Origin of the sequence: Clostridium tyrobutyricum DSM 2637 = ATCC 25755 = JCM 11008 (assembly GCF_000359585.1) — a bacterium.
Classification (GTDB): Bacteria; Bacillota; Clostridia; order Clostridiales; family Clostridiaceae; genus Clostridium_B; species Clostridium_B tyrobutyricum.
In genome coordinates this window covers 83,041-101,621 of sequence record NZ_APMH01000004.1, presented here as the reverse complement: position 1 = coordinate 101,621, position 18,581 = coordinate 83,041, and the positions used below count along the sequence as shown (strand labels likewise).

At 31.1% G+C, this 18,581-nt stretch carries 18 protein-coding genes; 13 read left to right on the top strand and 5 right to left on the bottom strand.

Going from position 1 to position 18,581, the window contains the following annotated elements:
- The first annotated feature begins 16 nt into the window (after nucleotides 1-16).
- The 10 genes from iolG to J418_RS0103510 all read left to right on the top strand — a co-directional run bounded on the left by iolG (nucleotide 17) and on the right by J418_RS0103510 (nucleotide 12,341).
- Nucleotides 17-1,027, top strand: coding sequence for an inositol 2-dehydrogenase (gene iolG / locus J418_RS0103555; protein ID WP_017894810.1), 1,011 nt, complete (start codon nucleotides 17-19; stop codon nucleotides 1,025-1,027).
- Between the two features lie 702 nt (nucleotides 1,028-1,729).
- Nucleotides 1,730-3,130 (top strand): sugar porter family MFS transporter, encoded by a 1,401-nt coding sequence (locus J418_RS0103550; RefSeq protein ID WP_017751862.1) that lies wholly within the window; start codon nucleotides 1,730-1,732, stop codon nucleotides 3,128-3,130.
- A gap of 274 nt (nucleotides 3,131-3,404) precedes the next feature.
- Nucleotides 3,405-4,409, top strand: coding sequence for a Gfo/Idh/MocA family oxidoreductase (locus J418_RS0103545; RefSeq protein WP_017751863.1), 1,005 nt, complete (start codon nucleotides 3,405-3,407; stop codon nucleotides 4,407-4,409).
- A gap of 32 nt (nucleotides 4,410-4,441) precedes the next feature.
- The gene (locus tag J418_RS0103540) at nucleotides 4,442-5,557 is read left to right on the top strand and encodes a 4-hydroxybutyrate dehydrogenase (RefSeq protein WP_017894809.1); all 1,116 of its coding nucleotides are present in this window, start codon (nucleotides 4,442-4,444) and stop codon (nucleotides 5,555-5,557) included.
- A 458-nt stretch (nucleotides 5,558-6,015) separates the two neighbouring features.
- Nucleotides 6,016-6,210, top strand: a complete 195-nt coding sequence (locus J418_RS0103535; protein WP_017894808.1) for an MFS transporter — start codon at nucleotides 6,016-6,018, stop codon at nucleotides 6,208-6,210.
- Nucleotides 6,211-6,313: 103 nt separating this feature from the next.
- The gene (gene pfkA / locus J418_RS0103530) at nucleotides 6,314-7,264 is read left to right on the top strand and encodes a 6-phosphofructokinase (protein WP_017894807.1); all 951 of its coding nucleotides are present in this window, start codon (nucleotides 6,314-6,316) and stop codon (nucleotides 7,262-7,264) included.
- 316 nt (nucleotides 7,265-7,580) lie between these two features.
- On the top strand, nucleotides 7,581-9,035 hold the full coding sequence (locus J418_RS0103525; RefSeq protein WP_017751867.1) for a 4-hydroxyphenylacetate 3-hydroxylase family protein: 1,455 nt from the start codon (nucleotides 7,581-7,583) through the stop codon (nucleotides 9,033-9,035).
- Nucleotides 9,036-9,046: 11 nt separating this feature from the next.
- Nucleotides 9,047-9,340: a NifU family protein gene (locus tag J418_RS0103520; protein WP_017894806.1), complete on the top strand. Its 294-nt coding sequence runs from the start codon at nucleotides 9,047-9,049 to the stop codon at nucleotides 9,338-9,340.
- Nucleotides 9,341-9,611: 271 nt separating this feature from the next.
- Entirely contained in the window at nucleotides 9,612-10,913 is a 1,302-nt protein-coding gene (locus tag J418_RS0103515; RefSeq protein ID WP_207736498.1) for an acetyl-CoA hydrolase/transferase family protein, read from the top strand.
- 42 nt (nucleotides 10,914-10,955) lie between these two features.
- On the top strand, nucleotides 10,956-12,341 hold the full coding sequence (locus J418_RS0103510; protein WP_017894804.1) for a hypothetical protein: 1,386 nt from the start codon (nucleotides 10,956-10,958) through the stop codon (nucleotides 12,339-12,341).
- Between the two features lie 250 nt (nucleotides 12,342-12,591).
- Here the strand turns inward: J418_RS0103510 and thiW are convergent, their stop codons facing one another.
- Nucleotides 12,592-13,083: an energy coupling factor transporter S component ThiW gene (thiW, locus tag J418_RS0103505; RefSeq protein ID WP_017751871.1), complete on the bottom strand. Its 492-nt coding sequence runs from the start codon at nucleotides 13,081-13,083 to the stop codon at nucleotides 12,592-12,594.
- Nucleotides 13,084-13,284: 201 nt separating this feature from the next.
- Between thiW and J418_RS0103500 the strand changes: the two genes are divergently transcribed.
- Entirely contained in the window at nucleotides 13,285-14,127 is an 843-nt protein-coding gene (locus J418_RS0103500; RefSeq protein ID WP_017894803.1) for a Cof-type HAD-IIB family hydrolase, read from the top strand.
- 87 nt (nucleotides 14,128-14,214) lie between these two features.
- On the opposite strand, the gene J418_RS0103495 is transcribed toward J418_RS0103500, so the two are convergent.
- The gene (locus tag J418_RS0103495; RefSeq protein WP_017894802.1) at nucleotides 14,215-15,141 is read right to left on the bottom strand and encodes a tetratricopeptide repeat protein; all 927 of its coding nucleotides are present in this window, start codon (nucleotides 15,139-15,141) and stop codon (nucleotides 14,215-14,217) included.
- A gap of 350 nt (nucleotides 15,142-15,491) precedes the next feature.
- Between J418_RS0103495 and J418_RS0103490 the strand changes: the two genes are divergently transcribed.
- Nucleotides 15,492-16,415, top strand: a complete 924-nt coding sequence (locus J418_RS0103490; RefSeq protein ID WP_017894801.1) for a S66 peptidase family protein — start codon at nucleotides 15,492-15,494, stop codon at nucleotides 16,413-16,415.
- A 47-nt stretch (nucleotides 16,416-16,462) separates the two neighbouring features.
- Here the strand turns inward: J418_RS0103490 and J418_RS0103485 are convergent, their stop codons facing one another.
- Nucleotides 16,463-16,819: an SdpI family protein gene (locus J418_RS0103485; RefSeq protein WP_017751875.1), complete on the bottom strand. Its 357-nt coding sequence runs from the start codon at nucleotides 16,817-16,819 to the stop codon at nucleotides 16,463-16,465.
- Nucleotides 16,820-16,922: 103 nt separating this feature from the next.
- On the opposite strand from J418_RS0103485, the gene J418_RS0103480 reads away from it, so the two are divergent.
- A complete protein-coding gene (locus J418_RS0103480; protein ID WP_017751876.1) occupies nucleotides 16,923-17,279 on the top strand; it encodes a YopX family protein in 357 nt (118 codons plus the stop codon).
- Between the two features lie 22 nt (nucleotides 17,280-17,301).
- Here the strand turns inward: J418_RS0103480 and J418_RS0103475 are convergent, their stop codons facing one another.
- Complete coding sequence (locus J418_RS0103475; protein ID WP_017751877.1) at nucleotides 17,302-17,889, bottom strand: HD domain-containing protein; 588 nt, start codon at nucleotides 17,887-17,889, stop codon at nucleotides 17,302-17,304.
- A 29-nt stretch (nucleotides 17,890-17,918) separates the two neighbouring features.
- On the bottom strand, nucleotides 17,919-18,455 hold the full coding sequence (locus J418_RS0103470) for a macro domain-containing protein (RefSeq protein WP_017751878.1): 537 nt from the start codon (nucleotides 18,453-18,455) through the stop codon (nucleotides 17,919-17,921).
- Nucleotides 18,456-18,581: the final 126 nt, after the last annotated feature.

The window sequence follows — 18,581 nt, the reverse complement described above, 5'->3', positions numbered from 1 at the left end:
AAGGAGGATGTATTATATGATTAAGTTAGGAATTATTGGTGTAGGTAGAATAGGAAGAGTACATGGTGAAAGTATAACAAAATATGTTGAAGGTGCAGAAATTAAAGCTATAGCTGATGCATATTTGAATGATGATCAGAAAAAGTGGGCTAAAGAAAAAGGTATACCAAATGTATACACTGATTATAAGAAAATAATTGAGGATCCAGAAATAGATGCAGTTTTAATTTGTTCTTCTACAGATACACATTCCAAAATATCAATTGAAGCTATAAAAGCTCATAAACATGTTTTTTGCGAGAAACCTATAGATCATGATATTTGTAAAATAAATAAAGTACTAGATGAACTCAAAAAAAATCCGAAAGTAAAATATCAAGTTGGATTTAATAGACGATTTGATCACAATTTTAGGGCTGTAAGACAGGCTGTTAAAGATGGAAAAATAGGTGAGCCACATGTATTAAAAATAACTTCAAGAGATCCTGAACCACCATCAATTGATTATGTTAAGGTATCAGGAGGAATATTTCTCGATATGACAATACATGATTTTGACATGGCAAGATATCTTATGGATAGTGAAGTTGTAGAAGTTTATGCAGCAGGAAATGTACTTATAGATAATGCTATAGGAGAAGCTGGAGATATAGATACTGCAATTATAACTTTGAAATTTGCAAATGGATCAATGGCAGTTATAGACAATTCAAGACAATGTTCATATGGATATGACCAGAGAGCTGAAGTATTTGGTTCAGAAGGACAGGTTTCTGTTTCAAATGATTCAGATTCATCTGCAGTTATATCAACAAAAGAAGGAGTCACAGGTGAAAAACCAATGTATTTCTTCCTTGAGAGATATATACAGGCTTATGCACAGGAAATTAGTGAATTTGTGGATGCAATTATAAATGATAAAGATACAACTGTAAATGCAGATGATGGATTAAAATCAGTGCTTATAGGTCTTGCAGCTAAAAAATCTTTGCAGGAAAATAGATCGGTTAAAATATCAGAAGTTTAATTTTGATGTTGTGTAAAAATTGATTTATTTGAATACGCATGAAAGTTACTAGATTTATAATGTGATTTTTTATGCGTATTTTAGGTTGTTTATATTATAATACAACAATTAAAATTGTATAGAAAAAGCAATAATTTAAGGAAACACTATAAAAAAATTATATAAATTCCTTATATAACAGTAAATATAAAGGCAAGAAATCCATGGAAGTTTATATATATATAATTTATAATATATATAAGGTAAAGGAATATAATATCTTCTCAATATACAATCTTAAATTTTCACAAAAACTTTTCAAAACTTTTCACTTATTCTCTTTAATACTAATATATAAATCAAGAAAGAGGTGTATATAATTATTGAAAATTTCTGGAGATATGACTTTTTAAATAGATATTCCAGTCGGCTAAATACTCAGTTAACACTAATCCAAATATATTAAAAATATATTAACGTATCTTAGTATTTGCAATTAACGGAAAAACTATATTAAAGGATTAAATATAATAGCAAGTACAATTATGATATATGATACTATAGACAAAAAGAGTTACTGATAAGATATTATAAATACCTGTAAAAAGAATAATAAGGAGTGATAAAACCTAATTTTGGTGAAAACGTTTAATATAAAAGCGAATTATTAAAAAATTAAACAATAACGGTCATATAATTAATAAATATGGGGGTATTAAATATATGGAACAAACTGTTAATAAAGACAAGAAAAAATTTTTAAGAAAGATTTCCATTTTAGCAACTTTTGGTTCACTGTTATTTGGCTATGATAGTGGGGTAATTAATGGTGCACTAACTTTTATAGCTAGAAAAGATCAATTGAATTTGACTCCTTTAACTGAAGGACTTGTCACAAGTTCGCTCTTGCTGGGAGCTGCTATAGGTGCAGTACTTATGGGACATTTTTCTGATAAATATGGAAGGAAAAAGGTGCTTAAAGTTCTTGCTGCAGTGTTCTTCTTTTCAACTATAGGGTGTTCAATTTCTCCAAATGCTGAGATAATTATTATATGTAGATTTATAGTAGGTATTGGTGTAGGTGGAGTATCTGTTGTTGTGCCAACCTTACTGGCTGAAATGGCACCTACTAAAATAAGAGGAAGTCTTGTTTCAAGGGATCAATTTATGATTGTTACTGGACAATTATTGGCCTATATATTCAATGGAATTTTGGGTAATGTTTTCGAAAATCCGGGGATATGGCGTTATATGATAGCTATATCATCTATTCCAGCTGTTGTCTTGTGGTTTGGGATGCTTGTAGTTCCAGAAACTCCAAGATGGCTGGCATCTCATGGAAAAATTGCTGATGCACTGGAAATTTTAAGACAAACTCGTGAAGAACAGGAAGCAGAAGCAGAAATCAAGGAAATTCAAAAAAATATTGAAGCTGAAAGCAGTTTGGAACGTGCTACATTTAAAGAGCTTGGTATACCATGGATAAGACGTATTGTAATAATTGGTTGCTTAATAGCTATTATACAACAATTTGCAGGGGTCAATGTATTGATGTACTATGGAACAACTGTATTGGAGAAATCTGGTTTTGGAGTTAAAACGGCATTGATAGCAAACATAGGAAATGGAATAATGTCTGTTGTCGCATCGTGGATTTATATGCACTTGCTGTCCAATAGGTGTAATCGAAGACCTTTGTTGATAATTGGATATTGTGGAACTACTGTAACCTGGCTTGCTATAACTATTGTTTCTCATGTACTTTCAGGTTCAGGAACACTTCCTTTTGTAATAGTTATTTTGACCATGATTTTTCTAGCTATTGATCAAGCTACATTGGGACCATTGACATGGCTTTTATTGTCTGAAATATTCCCACTTAGAGTAAGAGGAATGGGGTATGGTGTTGCAACATTTTTCAATTGGATAGGAAATTTTGCAGTTGGACTTACTTTTCCTATATTGATTGCATACTTTGGATTGTCAAGCACTTTTCTTATATTTGTTTTACTTGGAGTCTTATGTATAATATGTGCAATTATGGTTGTACCAGAAACTAGGGGAAAGTCACTGGAACAAATGGAAGACTATTTTAGAAGTTATAAAACTAGATCTGAAAGTTAACTTTATCAGTATGATTTTATAAGCAAAGCAATATATCAAATATTTGGGCTTATTGTCTAGTTAATATTTAGTAATTTATTATAAAGTATTGATTTATAGTACAATGCAAAAGCAAGAAATCTATAGAATTAAATGTGTAGTAAGCTATACTATATACAGTAGCAATGTTTGAATTCTTAAATTCATGCATGATGATTATCAATTTTATGTAACCGTATACTAAAATATAGCTTCATGAAAATTATTGACTTTAAAATTAAGGAGGAATATTGATATGGATCTTAAAGTTGGGGTAATTGGAACTGGGGGAATAGGTCAGGAACATATACGTCGTTTGACCAATGTAATTACAGGAGCCAAAGTAACAGCAGTCTCTGATATAAATGAGGGTACAGCACAAAAAATTGCTGAAAAATATGGAGCTAAGTTCTATAAAACCGGAGAGGAAGTTATTAATGCACCGGAAGTTGATGCTGTAGTTATTGCTTCATGGGATCAAACTCATGCAGGTTACGTGTTGGAGAGTATTAAATTAGGTAAATATGTATTTTGTGAGAAACCACTTGCTACTACTGCAGATGAATGTAAAGATATTATGAATGCTGAAATTCAGAGTAAAAGGCATTTGGTACAGGTTGGATTCATGCGCCGTTTCGATAGAGGATATCGTGAATTAAAGGAGATCATAAAAAGTGGCAAGTTGGGTTCAACTTTAATGATTCATGCATGTCATAGAAATCTTACACATATTCCCAGCCATACTACAGACATGACTATCACAAATTCTGGAATTCACGAGATAGATATATCACGTTGGTTGCTGGATGAAGAATATGAAAGTGGACAAGTGCTTACTGTAAAACAGAATTGTAATTCATCAAAGGAACTTTTAGATCCACAGATAATTCAACTTAAAACTAAAAGTGGAGTAAGAATAGATGTAGAAGTCAATATGTCTTCTGGATATGGTTACGATATTCAATGTGAGATTGTATGTGAAAAAGGTGCTGTTAGGCTTCCAGATCCTAATAAACCCCTTGTTCGATATAATTGTCAGCGTTCTTATGAAATTTATGAGGATTGGTCACAGCGTTTTATAGAAGCATATGACATAGAATTTCAAGAATGGGTGAATTCAGTTAAATCCAATAAGTTAACTGGTCCAAATTCCTGGGATGGCTATATTGCCTGCGTTACAGCAGATGCATTGATTAAATCAAGAAATATTGGAGCAGCACAGGATATTTTAACAATAGATAAACCACAGTTTTATAAATAAGTTTAAATTAACTTATGCTTGGAGGAATATTAATGAAGTTATTAGAGATAGTGCCTAAGATTTATAAATTTGATACAACTAAGGAATTTGCAAAATTTTTCAATGTCGGAAAAGGTGATCTTATACTTACTAATGAATTTTTGTATAAGCCTTTTTTGGAAAAATATTCTGATGGAGCAGATACTGTATTTCAGGAGAAATATGGTGCTGGAGAACCATCTGACCAGATGATAAATGCAATAATCAGTGATATAGGTGATAAAAAATACAAAAGAATAATTGCATTAGGGGGTGGAACTGTAATAGATATAGCTAAACTTTTAAGACTTAAATATACGAAAGACTCACTGGATATATTTGATGGTAAGGTTCCTTTGATAAAGGATAAAGAATTGATTATTGTTCCTACAACTTGTGGAACTGGTTCTGAGGTTACAGATGTATCTGTTGCAGAACTTAAATCCAGACATACCAAGAAAGGAATTGCAGGAGATCAATTATATGCAGATTATGCAGTGTTAATACCTGAAGTTGTAAAGGGACTGCCATATAAGTTCTTTGTAACTAGTTCTGTAGATGCTCTTATTCATGCATCTGAATCTTATTTATCTCCAAAGGCTACACCTTATACCGAAATGTTTAGTATAGATGCAATAAAATTAATATTGAATGGATATATAAATATATTGAAGAAAGGGCAGGATTATAGAACTGAGATAATTGAAGATTTTGTTCTTGGAAGCAATTATGCAGGTATTGCCTTTGGAAATGCTGGATGTGGTGCTGTACATGCACTTTCTTATCCAATAGGAGGCAATTATCATGTACCACATGGTGAGGCAAATTATATTTTCTTTACAGAAATATTAAAAACTTATGTTAAAAAGAATCCTAATGGCAAGATAAAGATATTCAATAATTTATTATCTGATATATTGAATTGTAACCAAGAGAATGTATGTGAAGAACTATCAAAAGTTTTAGATAAATTGTTACCTAGAAAACCACTCAAGGAATATGGAATGAAAGAAAAAGAAATTGAGATTTTTACTGATCAAGTTATAAAGGGGCAGCAGAGATTACTTGTAAATAACTATGAGCCTCTTTCAAGAAAAGACATAATTGATATATATAAGAGGTTATATTAAAATTTAGATAATTGGAATTAAGGAATAATTTCTTATAAGTTATTCCTTCCTTTATTTTTTATAATGCTGCAGAACTTGAAACAAAAATTTAGTAATTTCAAGAAGGGAGTATCCTAAGTACAAAAAGAACACTTTAACATAAAAAGCAAGAAATCTATAGAACTAAGTATATGATGAGTTATACTATAAGTACGATGTAAATATTTATCAACTCATTGAAAATTAATCTAAGAATCCTAATCATAAGTTAAAAAACATTACAGAACATGTAAATGTATTAAAATTGTTTGTATAGAAAGATATAATGTAAAAGTTGCATTTGAAATTAAAAGATGGATTTACAACAGTATTTTGCAGTAAAAATAAAATTATAGAAATATAATTGTAAATAAATATTGTAATATTCATTAAAATCTGAATAATAAAAACAATGCTTCAATAAATATATGGTTATATTTTTGCTTGTTTTGCTGACGTTACCTGTATTACTTGAGAAATTTGATACAGCGTTATTTATTGCCTATGCTGTAATGAATATATTTGCATTTATTTTTGCATGGTATAAAGTTGTTGAAACAAAGGGAAAAAGTTTGGAAAAAATTGAATGTGAATTATATAAAAGTGCTGCGAAGCAGCAAAATAGTTTATTTTAAATATAACAGAAAAATTAAAAAAATATTTATCAAGGGTATAGTTATATTCAACTAGAAAGAATAATACGTATCTGTATTAAGTTAATAACAGGTGGTGATATTAATGAGAATAGGAATTTTAACAAGTGGGGGAGATGCTCCAGGAATGAATTCAGCTATAAGAGCTGTAGTGAAATCTGCAATTTACAATAATATGAAAATTTTTGGAGTAAAATGTGGTTATAGAGGACTTATAGAAGGCAATTTGATAAAATTGAATTTTTCTAGTGTGGACAATATAGCAGAAAAAGGGGGAACTGTTTTAAAAACTAGCAGATGTCCGGAGTTTATGAAAGAGGATGGAAGAAAAAAGGCAGTTGATACACTGAAAAAATTTCAAATAAGTGGTCTGATAGTACTAGGTGGAAATGGATCTTTCAAGGGTGCGGAAAAGTTGAGCAAGTTAGGTATAAATACTATAGGATTGCCAGGTACTATAGATAATGATTTAAATTATACAAATTACTGTATAGGATTCGATACGACTCTGAATACGGTTCTTGATTGTATAAAGAGAATAAAAGACACGAATAGTTCTCATGACAAGACTACTATTGTAGAAGTAATGGGTAGATATTGTGGTGATCTGGCATTGTATTCAGCTCTGGCAGGAGGTGGAGAAATAATATCTACACCTGAGAGAAAACTCAGTTTTGATGATATATGTGAAAAATTAAATAAAAATATTTTATCTGGAAAAAAGGATAATATAATAATAATAACTGAAAGAATGTATGATATAGAAAAATTGCAAAAATATATAGAAGATAAATTAAATATTAGTATGAGAGGTACTGTACTGGGATTTTTGCAAAGGGGAGGAAGTCCATCTGCATTTGACAGACTATTGGCAGGTAAAATGGGAGTTAGAGCAGTACAATTATTATTGGATGGATGTACAGGTAGAGCTGTAGGTATCAGGGATAATAAAATAATAGATGTTGATTTTAAAGATATAGATATTGAAAATCACAACAAAAAATTAGAATATGAATTATTAAATATGCTTTTATAATAGACTTAGTATGTTGCAAAAATAAAATTTGTTGCAATTATGCAATTGTTTTAAATTATTAATTTAAGGACTTTACTATTACCAAACAAAGAATTTTCTTACCTATAAAAACGTTTTCTGATGCAATAATGCAGCAAAATAGTAATTTAATATAAATAACAATTAAGCCTATTTTAATGAATGAAAGTACTTAAGTGCTCATAAAATAGGCATTCATATTTATTTCTTTTTAAGATTGACAAGTTTGGCATCAGATTTGCTTGATATATTTGTACAATAATAAAAAATAAAAATAATTTTGGAAGGGTTGATTGTAATGGCTTTAATGACAGGAGAACAATATGTAGAAAGTATACGTAAATTAAATTTAAATATTTATATGTTGGGAGATAAGGTAGACAGTCCGGTGGACAATCCTATACTTCGTCCATCATTGAATTCTGTAAAGATGACTTATGAATTGGCTCAGCAACCTGAGTATGAGGATTTAATGACAACGACTTCAAACTTAACAGGTAAAAAAATAAATAGATTTACAAATTTACATCAGAATTCAGAGGATCTAGTTAAAAAAGTAAAGATGCAGAGATTACTAGGACAAAAAACAGCTGCCTGTTTTCAAAGATGTGTTGGAATGGATGCTTTTAATGCAGTTTATAGTACTACTTATGAAGTGGACAAGGAATATAAAACAAATTATTTTGAAAATTTCAAGAAGTTTTTAGCATACGTACAGGACAATGATTTAACTGTAGATGGAGCTATGACTGATCCGAAAGGTGACAGAGGACTTTCACCAAGTAAACAGGCTGATCCTGATTTATACCTGAGAGTAGTAGAGAGAAGGCCTGATGGAATTGTTGTAAGAGGTGCCAAAGCTCATCAAACAGGCATTTGTAATTCTCATGAGGTACTTGTAATGCCAACAGTAGCCATGAGACCAGAAGATAAAGACTATGCTGTAGCATTTTCAGTACCTACAGATACAAAGGGAATAACTATGATAATTGGCAGACAATCCTGTGACACTAGAAAGTCTGAAAAAAATGCAGACATAGATGTTGGAAACAAGGTATTTGGTGGAGTAGAGGCTTTAGTTGTATTTGATGATGTATTTGTACCAAATGACAGGATATTTTTAAATGGTGAAAGTGAATATGCAGGGATGCTTGTAGAAAGGTTTGCAGGATATCATAGACAGAGTTATGGTGGATGCAAAGTTGGTGTAGGTGATGTCTTGATAGGAGCTGCTGCATTGGCTGCAGATTATAATGGAGCAGCAAGAGCATCTCATATAAAGGATAAACTAATAGAAATGACACATTTAAATGAAACTCTATATGCATGTGGAATTGCATGTTCTGCAGAAGGGCATCCAACTAAGGCAGGAAACTATGAAATAAATTTACTTCTTGCAAATGTATGTAAACAAAATGTAACTAGATTTCCATATGAAATAGTAAGATTGGCAGAAGATATAGCAGGTGGATTAATGGTTACTCTTCCATCTGAAAAAGACTATAACAATCCTGAAACTAAAGGATATATAGAGAAGTATTTAGTAGGAGTTAATTCTGTATCTACAGAAAATAGAATGAGAATATTGAGATTAATAGAAAACTTAAGTCTTGGAACTGCAGCAGTAGGCTACAGAACCGAATCAATGCACGGAGCAGGTTCACCACAAGCCCAGAGAATAATGATATCAAGACAGGGTAATCTTCCTGCTAAGAAGAAATTGGCAAAAGCTATAGCTAGAATAGAAGAATAGAGGAAATAACTATGAAAGATAGGATACTTAAAGTAATTGAAGAAAAAATAAGACCGTATCTTAATAGTCATAATGGTGATATTGAGTTTTTAGACATAAGAGATGGGATAGTTAAAATAAGATTTTTAGGTGAGTGCAGCAGCTGTATTTCTGCAAAATACACTGTTAAAGATATAGTTGAAACTTCTCTAAAAAAAGAAATTCCTGAGATAAAAGAAGTACAGCTCATACAGTATATGGATGAAGAAATGATATCCATGGCAAAGAAAATATTGAGTAAAAAAATATTGAGTAAAAAAATATAATATGCCTAGATTAAGTGTAGGAATCAAGTATTGTGGAGGATGCAATGCAGGATACGATAGAAGAGAATTTCTAAAGAGAATGGAAGCGGAATTTAGTGCGGATTTTGAAGTCGCAAAGGTGGACAAGATTTATGATATGGTTATAGTCCTATGTGGCTGCAGCAGCTGTTGTGCAGATCATGAAAAGTTTAAGTTCAGATTTAAAAAAATGCTAGTTACAGATGTGGATGATTATTATCATATAAAGAAGTATTTTAACTATATAGAGAGGATGGTTTTTGTGAACTGGAAGGATTCATACAAAAATGCACTAGTCAGTGCAGAAGAGGCAGTTTCAAAGATAAAATCCAACAGTAGAATAGTTGTTTCACATGCTGTTGGAGAACCACTGGATCTTATTGATGCCCTGGTTAAAAATAGGGAACAATATGAAAACCTGGAAATAGTGCATATGGTAGCTATGGGAAAAGGTGAATATGTTAAACCTGGAATGGAGAAATATTTTCACCATAATGCTCTATTTGTAGGTGCCAGCACAAGAGAAGCCGTAAAATCTGGAAGAGCAGATTATACACCATGTTTCTTTTATGAAGTTCCCAGATTGTTTAAAAAAGGGTATTTGCCAATAGATGTGGCATTAATTCAGGTGAGTGAGCCTGATGAACATGGATACTGCAGTTTTGGAGTATCCAATGATTATAGTAAACCTGGGGCAGAAAGTGCAAAACTGGTAATTGCTGAAGTAAATAAAAATATGCCTAGAACCTTGGGAGATTCTTTTATACATGTTTCAGATATTGATTATATTGTAGAGTCTTCACATCCAATAATAGAATTAAAACCAGCTAAAATAGGTGAGGTAGAAAAGGCCATAGGAAAGTACTGTGCTTCGTTAATTGAAGATGGCTCAACACTGCAACTTGGAATAGGGGCGATTCCAGATGCTGTATTATTGTTCTTGAAAGATAAAAAGGATCTTGGAATACACTCTGAAATGATATCTGATGGAGTTGTTGAACTAGTAGAGGCAGGAGTTATAAACAACAAGAAAAAGACTCTCCATCCTGGTAAGATAGTTGTAACTTTCTTAATGGGAACAAAGAGATTATACGATTTTATAGATAATAATCCTATGATTGAATCATATCCGGTAGATTATGTAAATGATCCCATGGTTATTATGAAGAATTACAAGATGGTTTCTATAAATTCTTGTGTTCAGGTAGACTTAATGGGACAGGTATGTTCTGAAAGTATAGGATTGAAACAGATAAGTGGAGTTGGAGGCCAGGTAGACTTTATAAGGGGTACAAGCATGGCTGAAGATGGAAAGGCTATTATTGCAATACCATCTACTGCAGCTCATGGCAAGGTGTCAAGAATAGTTCCATTTTTAGATGAAGGAGCGGCAATTACTACTTCTAGAAATGAAGTGGATTATATAATTACAGAGTATGGTATTGCACAACTTAGAGGAAAAACACTGAAACAAAGAGCAGAAGCTCTTATAAATATTGCCCATCCTGATTTTAGAGACAGTTTAACTGGAGAATTCAACAGAAGATTCAATTAACATACGAACAAACCCATAAATAAATAGTAAAGGGGAATTTATATGTCACAAAAAAGAGAATATGGCAAGGAACAACCATATATATCTGCAGGTCCCTTTAAAGTACGTATTCCAGGAGTCCACTATAAATTTGAACTCCCGGATTATATTCAGGGACTTTTGATGTGTGCTGTCTGTCTTGGTGCAATCCCTATGCTTCAGCAGTATTTAGGGATGCCATTTAGAGTTGCACTGGCCATTGTTATTCTTAATGGAATATTTTATTGTACTCATGTTTTGCTGGGTGATCCAGTTATACCTGGATGGGTTACACCTGCTATACCGCTTTTAATGTTATATGTAAGTGGGTTTCCAATGGGGCCTCAAAGAGTACAGGCATTGATTGCATTTGAATTAAGTTTAGGTATTCTAGCTGCATTTCTTGGAATCACCGGACTTGGAAAAAAGGTCATATCTTTAATACCTAATTGTATGCAGGCAGGAATCATAATAGGAGCAGGACTTGCAGCTGTTAATACTGTGTTTGGAAAAGGGGGCAATTTTGATAAGTTTCCCTGGTCAATTGTAATTTGTATAGGACTTGCATTTTACTTGTTGTTTTCCAACCATTTCAAAAGCATAAGAAATAAAAATAGTATTTTTAGAACTATTTCTAATTTGGGAATTTTGCCTTGTGTGTTACTAGCAGTTGTAGTAGGGCCTCTTGTAGGAGAAACTGTGTGGCCAAGTATCAAATGGGGATTTTCAAATCCATCATTTGGTGAATTATGGAGCCACTGGACATTTTGGTCAATTGGATTTCCATCTCCAAAGATGTTTATACAGGCACTACCAATGGTATTTTCAGCTTATGTAATATTATTTGGTGAAATGATCCAGGCTCAGGCACTTCTTGAAGATGCACAAAAAGCCAGACCTGATGAACTAATAGAATATAATCCTAATAGATCACATTTAATATTTGGCCTGCGTAATATGATAATGTCATTTATAGGACCAGATATAACTATGTGTGGACCTCTTTGGGCTGCTATGCAAGTTGTTGTGTGCGATAGATACAAACACGGTAGAAAAGCCATGGATTCAATAAATGGAGGATCAGGTTCCTTTAGATTTGGAACTTTAACAGGCTATTTTCTTATGCCTATAGTTACTTTTGTTACTCCTGTTTTAAGTATAGCATTGGCTTTGACTATGTTAATTCAAGGATATGTTTCTGTAAGAATAGGTGTGTTGAAGGCACGTACTATGAATGATTTGGGAATTGCAGGTGTAATGGCAGCTGTAATAGTTGCAAGAGGAGCTACCTGGGGACTTGCAGTTGGCGTAGTATTGAGTTTGTTGATATTGATAGGTAATAAAAAGGGTTTTGACGTAAACTTATTCTCAAAACAAGATGATAAAAAAGAAGTTAGTGAAGAGGTTTAAATCATATATTTAAAATCAAGAGAGGCCAATCTGAAAAGATATAAATTTATCTTTTTAGTTTGATCTTAGTTTAATTTAAAAATTAAAAATGTTATAATTACAATAATAGAAGGACAGCAGAGATTATTGGTAAATAGTTATTAGCAATTTTCTAGACACAGCAGTATGCATACTTATAGAAAACCATATTAATCAGTTTAAATAGAGAGTAGATTTATTTTTTATAAATTTACTCTCTATTCAATAACTCTTATATGCTGTTTAATATGGTTTTAACCTTAGATTGAAGCACTTTAATAATAGCGTATCCTATAATACTCCCACCTGTAGTGCTTATTAAAAAAGGAATTATAAATGCAACGGCACCTACACTTTTTCCCATTATAAAATTAGCTATTGGAACTGATACAAGAGATCCTAATATTCCTGTCCCAAAAATTTCCCCTATAACAGCAGTTATTGGCTTCCTGAATTTTTTATATAATATACCGGCAAAAAATGCTCCAATCATGCTTCCTGGAAATGCCAGCAGTGATCCTGTACCCATGAAGTTCCTTAAAAGGGATATACAAAATGCAATAGATACTGAATAAAAAGGACCAAGTATAATTGCTGCCATTACATTAACTGCATGTTGAATGGGGTAACATTTTGCAATTCCAACAGGAATATATATGGAAGTTCCACCTAGAACTCCTACTGCAATAAACAGTGCTGATAAAGTCAATCGTCTTACTTTCATTGAGATTCCTCCTTATATTAATATGATTAAAATTCCATAATAAAAAAATATATCCAGAATAGGTGATAGCACTAATATATTTTATCACAAAAAAATATTAATTTATTTAAAATTTCTATAAAAATTAGTGTATTAATGTTAGAATAGTTAATGGCATTGTATTTTAATGAATTTTATAATGGATGGAAGGGAGAAGAATTAATGCTTAAATATAAGTGGTGTGTATGTGACATGGATGGCACTCTATTGAATTCTAAAAAAGCTATATCAGAAGAAAATGAGAAAGCATTAAAGAAACTTCAGAAGGAAGGTACGGAAATCATCATTGCTTCTGGGAGAATAGATCATTTGCTGAAGTCATATATAGAACAGTTGGGATTGACAGGCCCTGTTATATGCTGTAATGGAGGCTTGATAAAAGATATAAAGACAGGAAAGGTACTTTACTCCAAAGTATTGGATAGAAATTTAGGAAAAGAAATGCTGCAGTATTGTTTTGAAAATAATTTGGAATTTCTAATATATACTGCAGATTACATATATGCTAATGAGGATAATGCAAAAGGTATACGCTATGTAAATCTTAATAAATCTTTACCTGACAGTTTGAAGATACCAGTTAAATTTGTGGATGAAAACATAATTGAAAGTGTAGAAAAAGATTCTATGGACATATTAAAGATATTGTTGATTTGTGGTGATACAGATGAAGTTAAAGTGGTGAACGATAAATTTTCAGCATATGATAATCTTACAATTGTGAAGTCTGCAGAACTTCTTTTAGATGTTATGGCTTCAAATATATCCAAAGGAAATGGATTAAAGATTCTATCTGAAAAATTAAATGTAAATTTAAGTGAAGTTATTTCATTTGGAGACAACTATAATGATATGGATATGTTAAAGTGTACAGGTATGCCAATAGCTATGGAAAATGCAGTTGAAGATGCTAAGAAAGCGGCAAAATATGTTACTAAGACGAATAATGAATCAGGCGTTGCCTATGCAATTAATAATTTTATACTTGCGGATCAGAAAATTTAATGAAAATTCTGATGCCATTAAAAACAGTTTTAATGACAGATTGGTACATTTGAGATTTTTATAAAAAAAAGAGCATAGATTTGGATTTTATACAAATCTATGCTCTTTTTTTATAAATTCCTTGAATGAATTTAATTCCCTTATGCTTTCCAATTCTTCATCTTCTAGAACATATTTTAAAAATTGTGGATATAATTCTAAAGCCTTAATTATATCTTCACAGGCATTATTTTCTTCATTTATTAAAGCATAAAAACAACTTCTGTTATAGTATAAAAAGTCCACATTAATACAATTATTGATTCCCTTAGATAAAATTTTTATACCTTTTTTTGTATCTATATACTTATAAATTACTGCTAAATTTAAATAACTGTATTCGTAATCTTTATTTTTTCCAATTGCTCTTTCATAGAATCTAATAGCTTTTTTCAACATATTAAATTTATAACAAATTACCCCCATGTTAAATAAAGCAAGATAATTATTGGGATCTATTTTTAAAGCTGTTGAAAATTTCTTGTATGCAAGATTGTTTTGATTTTCTTCTTCATAAATGCTTCCCAGATTCAAATTTGCCCAAAAATCCATGGGGTTTAAACGTAATAGTTTTTCATAAGTTTCTATTGCTGAAATTTTTTTACCAGATACATCATAGGCATTTGCCAGGAAAAAATAAGCTTTGTGATAATTTGGGTTTATATAAATTGCTTTATTGTACAATTTTATAGCTTTTTCATAATTCCCTTCATCATCATATATTGCAGCCAAACCATAATAGGCCCTTTCTTCATATTCATCTATAGTTAAAGCTTCTTTATAATACTCTTTAACTTTTTCTGATTTTCCCAAATAGTCATATATTAAAGCCAAACCAATTATTGCATCTACATCATTACCCTTTGAAAGTTTATAAACTTTATTATATAAATCAAGTGCTTTAATCAGCTTGTTTTCTTCAAAAGCTTGTTCTGCTTTTTCTAAAGCTTTATTAATTTCTATATCATTATTCATAAATTCACTATTCCTCATTTTATTTGAAATTAAAATATTCATAAATTAAATTATCATCAATACGAATTAATTTCAAGGGTTTTTTAAATTTTTCTTTCTTAAGTGTATATCAAATGGGTTATGGTTTATAGAGTGGATAAATGGGGGAGCTGTATTGAATGTTATATCATTAATTAGAAACTATTTGAGTAATTTCATATAATATTCTATTAATAATAAAGTGAGTTTTTAGTAGTTTGCTAAGCTTGAACTTCCTGTCTGTGAGGATGATGGATATGAGTGGGTATGGGTGATATTTTTTACAATATTATAATATTATATATTATTAAGTTATTTAGAAGGTGGATTATATGGCAGTCAAACCACAGATTTTACGTACAGGAGATACAATAGGAATAGTTACTTTAGGGAGCCCGTTGTCTGCAGATGTCATCAATGCGGGCATACAGACTCTTAAAGATATGGGATTTAATGTGGTTTTAGGGAAATATGTATATTCTTATGGTGGATATGTAGCATCTACAGAACAGCAGAGGGCTTCTGATTTGATGGAAATGTTTAAAAATCCTGATGTGAAGGCAATTATACCGACAAGAGGTGGAGTAGGTGTTGCAGGTATTATACCATATCTTGATTATCCTGTTATTGCTCGGAATCCCAAGATTATTACAGGTTACAGTGATATAACAATTTTATTAAATGTTTTGTATATATGGGCTAACTTAATTACTTTTCACAGCCTTCTTTTAATAGATTTTAGATCCAATACTCCCGCATACAACATGAATCAATTTTTTGCTGCTACCTCTACAATTATCTCACCAAGGAGACTTGAAAATCCTCCTGGAATGCCACTAATAAGCAGGGTTTCTGGCAACGTAACCGGCCCCATAGTAGGAGGTAACCTTACATCATTTGTAGATAATCTTGGTACAACTTTTGAAATTGATACAAGAGGAAAAATACTCTTAATCGAAGAAGTCCACGAACCTATTAATACAGTCTACAGGTATATAAACCATCTGATATTAGCAGGCAAACTTAGGGATTGTGCAGGTATCATTATGGGAGAATGCACGAATTGCGAACCTGCATATGGTAAGTCATATGAAGATTTAATTAATGAAGTTATAGTTCCACTGAATAAGCCTCTTATGACAAATTTGGCATCAGGACACGGCACATACAAGATGACTATACCTATAGGTGCTCAAGCCAACCTTAACACTTATAATAATACATTGACAATACTTGAACCAACAGTGCGTATATAAATAGTGCAATATTTTTCGCTTTAATAGTGCACTATTTTGATATTTTACTATAAAATTTTTCTGTTTCCGTCTTCATCAAATAATTTTCTGAGATGAACTTCTGTGTAAAATATGATATTTATAAATAGAATAAATAAGATTACTATGGATATTCTTAATTGCAGGGATTGTTCTAATATTGTTAAATAGCTTATAAATATTGAAAATAGAGTGAAAAAGATTCCAGTTAATACTATCATAAATCCAAAGAAACGATTTGCTTCATACCAGGTTTCTTTATTTTTCATGGCAAAGGATGTTCTATACCCTATACTTTTATTTTTATATTTTGAAGAATATAATTTTAGTACAAGTCCAATAATTATTATGAATATTCCCATTAAACATATACTTAATAATCCCATAGAAATTACCACCTATAAATACTAGCTTTAATATTAGTATACTGATTTTATGATAATGTGTTAGTATATAATTAAATTGATTATTAGTTATGGAGGATTATAAATGAGAAAATTTAAATTCAGAATCTGGGATAGGGAAAATAAGAAGTTTTGTATAAGTGACAATCCATATCCAAAGGGATATTCAGATACTGAAGATAGATATATAGTTACTGAATTTACCGGGCTGAAGGATAAAAGTGGTAATAATATTTATGAAGGAGATATTATAGGGATAAACAAGGAAAAGAGTTCCTTGAAATTACCGGTTAAGTTTGGAAGGTATTCTTTTGGAAAGTATATTGGAGATTGTGGAGAAATCAGTGAAGATACTGAATTATATGGATTTTACGTGGAAAATGAGTATTTATACATTCAGATGTTAAAAGAAAATGTAGTAATTGTAGACAATATATTTTAACTGTCTACAACTACTGTTTAAATTAATTCTTTTTGAATGGTTTGATTTCCTCCAAAAGTTGAGAAGCTTCAAAGTCTGATGTCTGCATTATAACTATTTGAGGATATTTACTTGCTGCGTTAAAATATGATCTTATATTGCAAAATTCTTCACTGGTTCCCATATGCCACCTAATCATCATTATTTCAACATCTGTAAGTTCAATATATTTTTGAATCATTATAACAGATTTTTCTCCATGACCAATTGGAAAATTATCTTTGCATAGATAAGTATCATATGATTTCCATGTTCCATTGGAGTCCTTTAACCACCTTTTTCCTGTGGTATAGAAATCTATTTTGCAGAAGTCATGAAGCAAACCTGCTATATTTACAGTTTCTTCTGGTATACCAAGGTTGAATCTTTCATTTTTCTCTGCAATTAAATTTCTTACATTTAAACTATGCATGGCAAGACCACTTGGTATATTACTATGATATTTTGTACTTGCAGGAGCAGTAAAATAATCAGAAGATATTAGATATTCAATTAGTTTATCCATATTTTTTCTGTGGGAATTCTTAAGTAGATTAATTATAGTTGATTTTATTATTTCTGTATTTATCATATATACCTCTCTTAAATTTTATTGTTTAATTATAAATAATACTTTTCTTTTTCAAGAAATATATTATAGGTTTCCTCATCATGATTGCACATAACAATTGTTTTTAGACCTACATCATTTCTGCTTAAAAATTGTACGGAAACTTCCAAAAGTATTTCAGCACATCTTTCCTTTGGAAAGCCAAATATACCAGAACTTATAGCTGGTATTGATATAGATTTTAGATTATAGGATTCTGCTAGATTAAGTGCATTTAGAACTGATTTTTTTAGTTTGTTTTCTTCATTGCCTTCTCCCATTTTAGGGCCTACAGTGTGTATTATAAATTTTGCCTGAAGATTATGACCATATGTTATAACAGCTTTTCCAGTAGGCAAAAGTCCTATATTCCTTATAAGCTTATCACTATCTATCTGTATTTCGATTCCACCAGATTTTACAATGGCAGCAGCGGCTCCACCTCCATGTTGTAATGTGTCATTTGCTGGATTTACTATAGCATCGCTGTCTTCCTGCGTTATATCCCCTTTTTTAATTAGTACCCTTTTATCCTTTATTTTAATCAATGAAGTACCCCCTAAAAGTATTATTATACCTAATTATATTGTATTTCTAGAATGTTAGAAATACAAGGACAATTTGTATGAATATTGACAAAATAGCAGTTAGTACATACATCAAATAGAATTGAA

Bases quoted from the DNA above. Each gene is read 5' to 3' on its own strand.
- J418_RS0103485 (WP_017751875.1), bottom strand. From the start codon at position 16,819: ATGGGATTATTAAGTATATGTTTAATGGGAATATTCATAATAATTATT.
- J418_RS0103545 (WP_017751863.1), top strand. From the start codon at position 3,405: ATGGATCTTAAAGTTGGGGTAATTGGAACTGGGGGAATAGGTCAGGAA.
- J418_RS0103475 (WP_017751877.1), bottom strand. From the start codon at position 17,889: ATGATAAATACAGAAATAATAAAATCAACTATAATTAATCTACTTAAG.
- J418_RS0103510 (WP_017894804.1), top strand. From the start codon at position 10,956: ATGTCACAAAAAAGAGAATATGGCAAGGAACAACCATATATATCTGCA.
- J418_RS0103490 (WP_017894801.1), top strand. From the start codon at position 15,492: ATGGCAGTCAAACCACAGATTTTACGTACAGGAGATACAATAGGAATA.
- J418_RS0103515 (WP_207736498.1), top strand. From the start codon at position 9,612: ATGGTTTTTGTGAACTGGAAGGATTCATACAAAAATGCACTAGTCAGT.
- J418_RS0103525 (WP_017751867.1), top strand. From the start codon at position 7,581: ATGGCTTTAATGACAGGAGAACAATATGTAGAAAGTATACGTAAATTA.
- J418_RS0103520 (WP_017894806.1), top strand. From the start codon at position 9,047: ATGAAAGATAGGATACTTAAAGTAATTGAAGAAAAAATAAGACCGTAT.
- J418_RS0103550 (WP_017751862.1), top strand. From the start codon at position 1,730: ATGGAACAAACTGTTAATAAAGACAAGAAAAAATTTTTAAGAAAGATT.
- J418_RS0103540 (WP_017894809.1), top strand. From the start codon at position 4,442: ATGAAGTTATTAGAGATAGTGCCTAAGATTTATAAATTTGATACAACT.
- iolG (WP_017894810.1), top strand. From the start codon at position 17: ATGATTAAGTTAGGAATTATTGGTGTAGGTAGAATAGGAAGAGTACAT.
- J418_RS0103500 (WP_017894803.1), top strand. From the start codon at position 13,285: ATGCTTAAATATAAGTGGTGTGTATGTGACATGGATGGCACTCTATTG.
- pfkA (WP_017894807.1), top strand. From the start codon at position 6,314: ATGAGAATAGGAATTTTAACAAGTGGGGGAGATGCTCCAGGAATGAAT.
- thiW (WP_017751871.1), bottom strand. From the start codon at position 13,083: ATGAAAGTAAGACGATTGACTTTATCAGCACTGTTTATTGCAGTAGGA.
- J418_RS0103480 (WP_017751876.1), top strand. From the start codon at position 16,923: ATGAGAAAATTTAAATTCAGAATCTGGGATAGGGAAAATAAGAAGTTT.
- J418_RS0103495 (WP_017894802.1), bottom strand. From the start codon at position 15,141: ATGAATAATGATATAGAAATTAATAAAGCTTTAGAAAAAGCAGAACAA.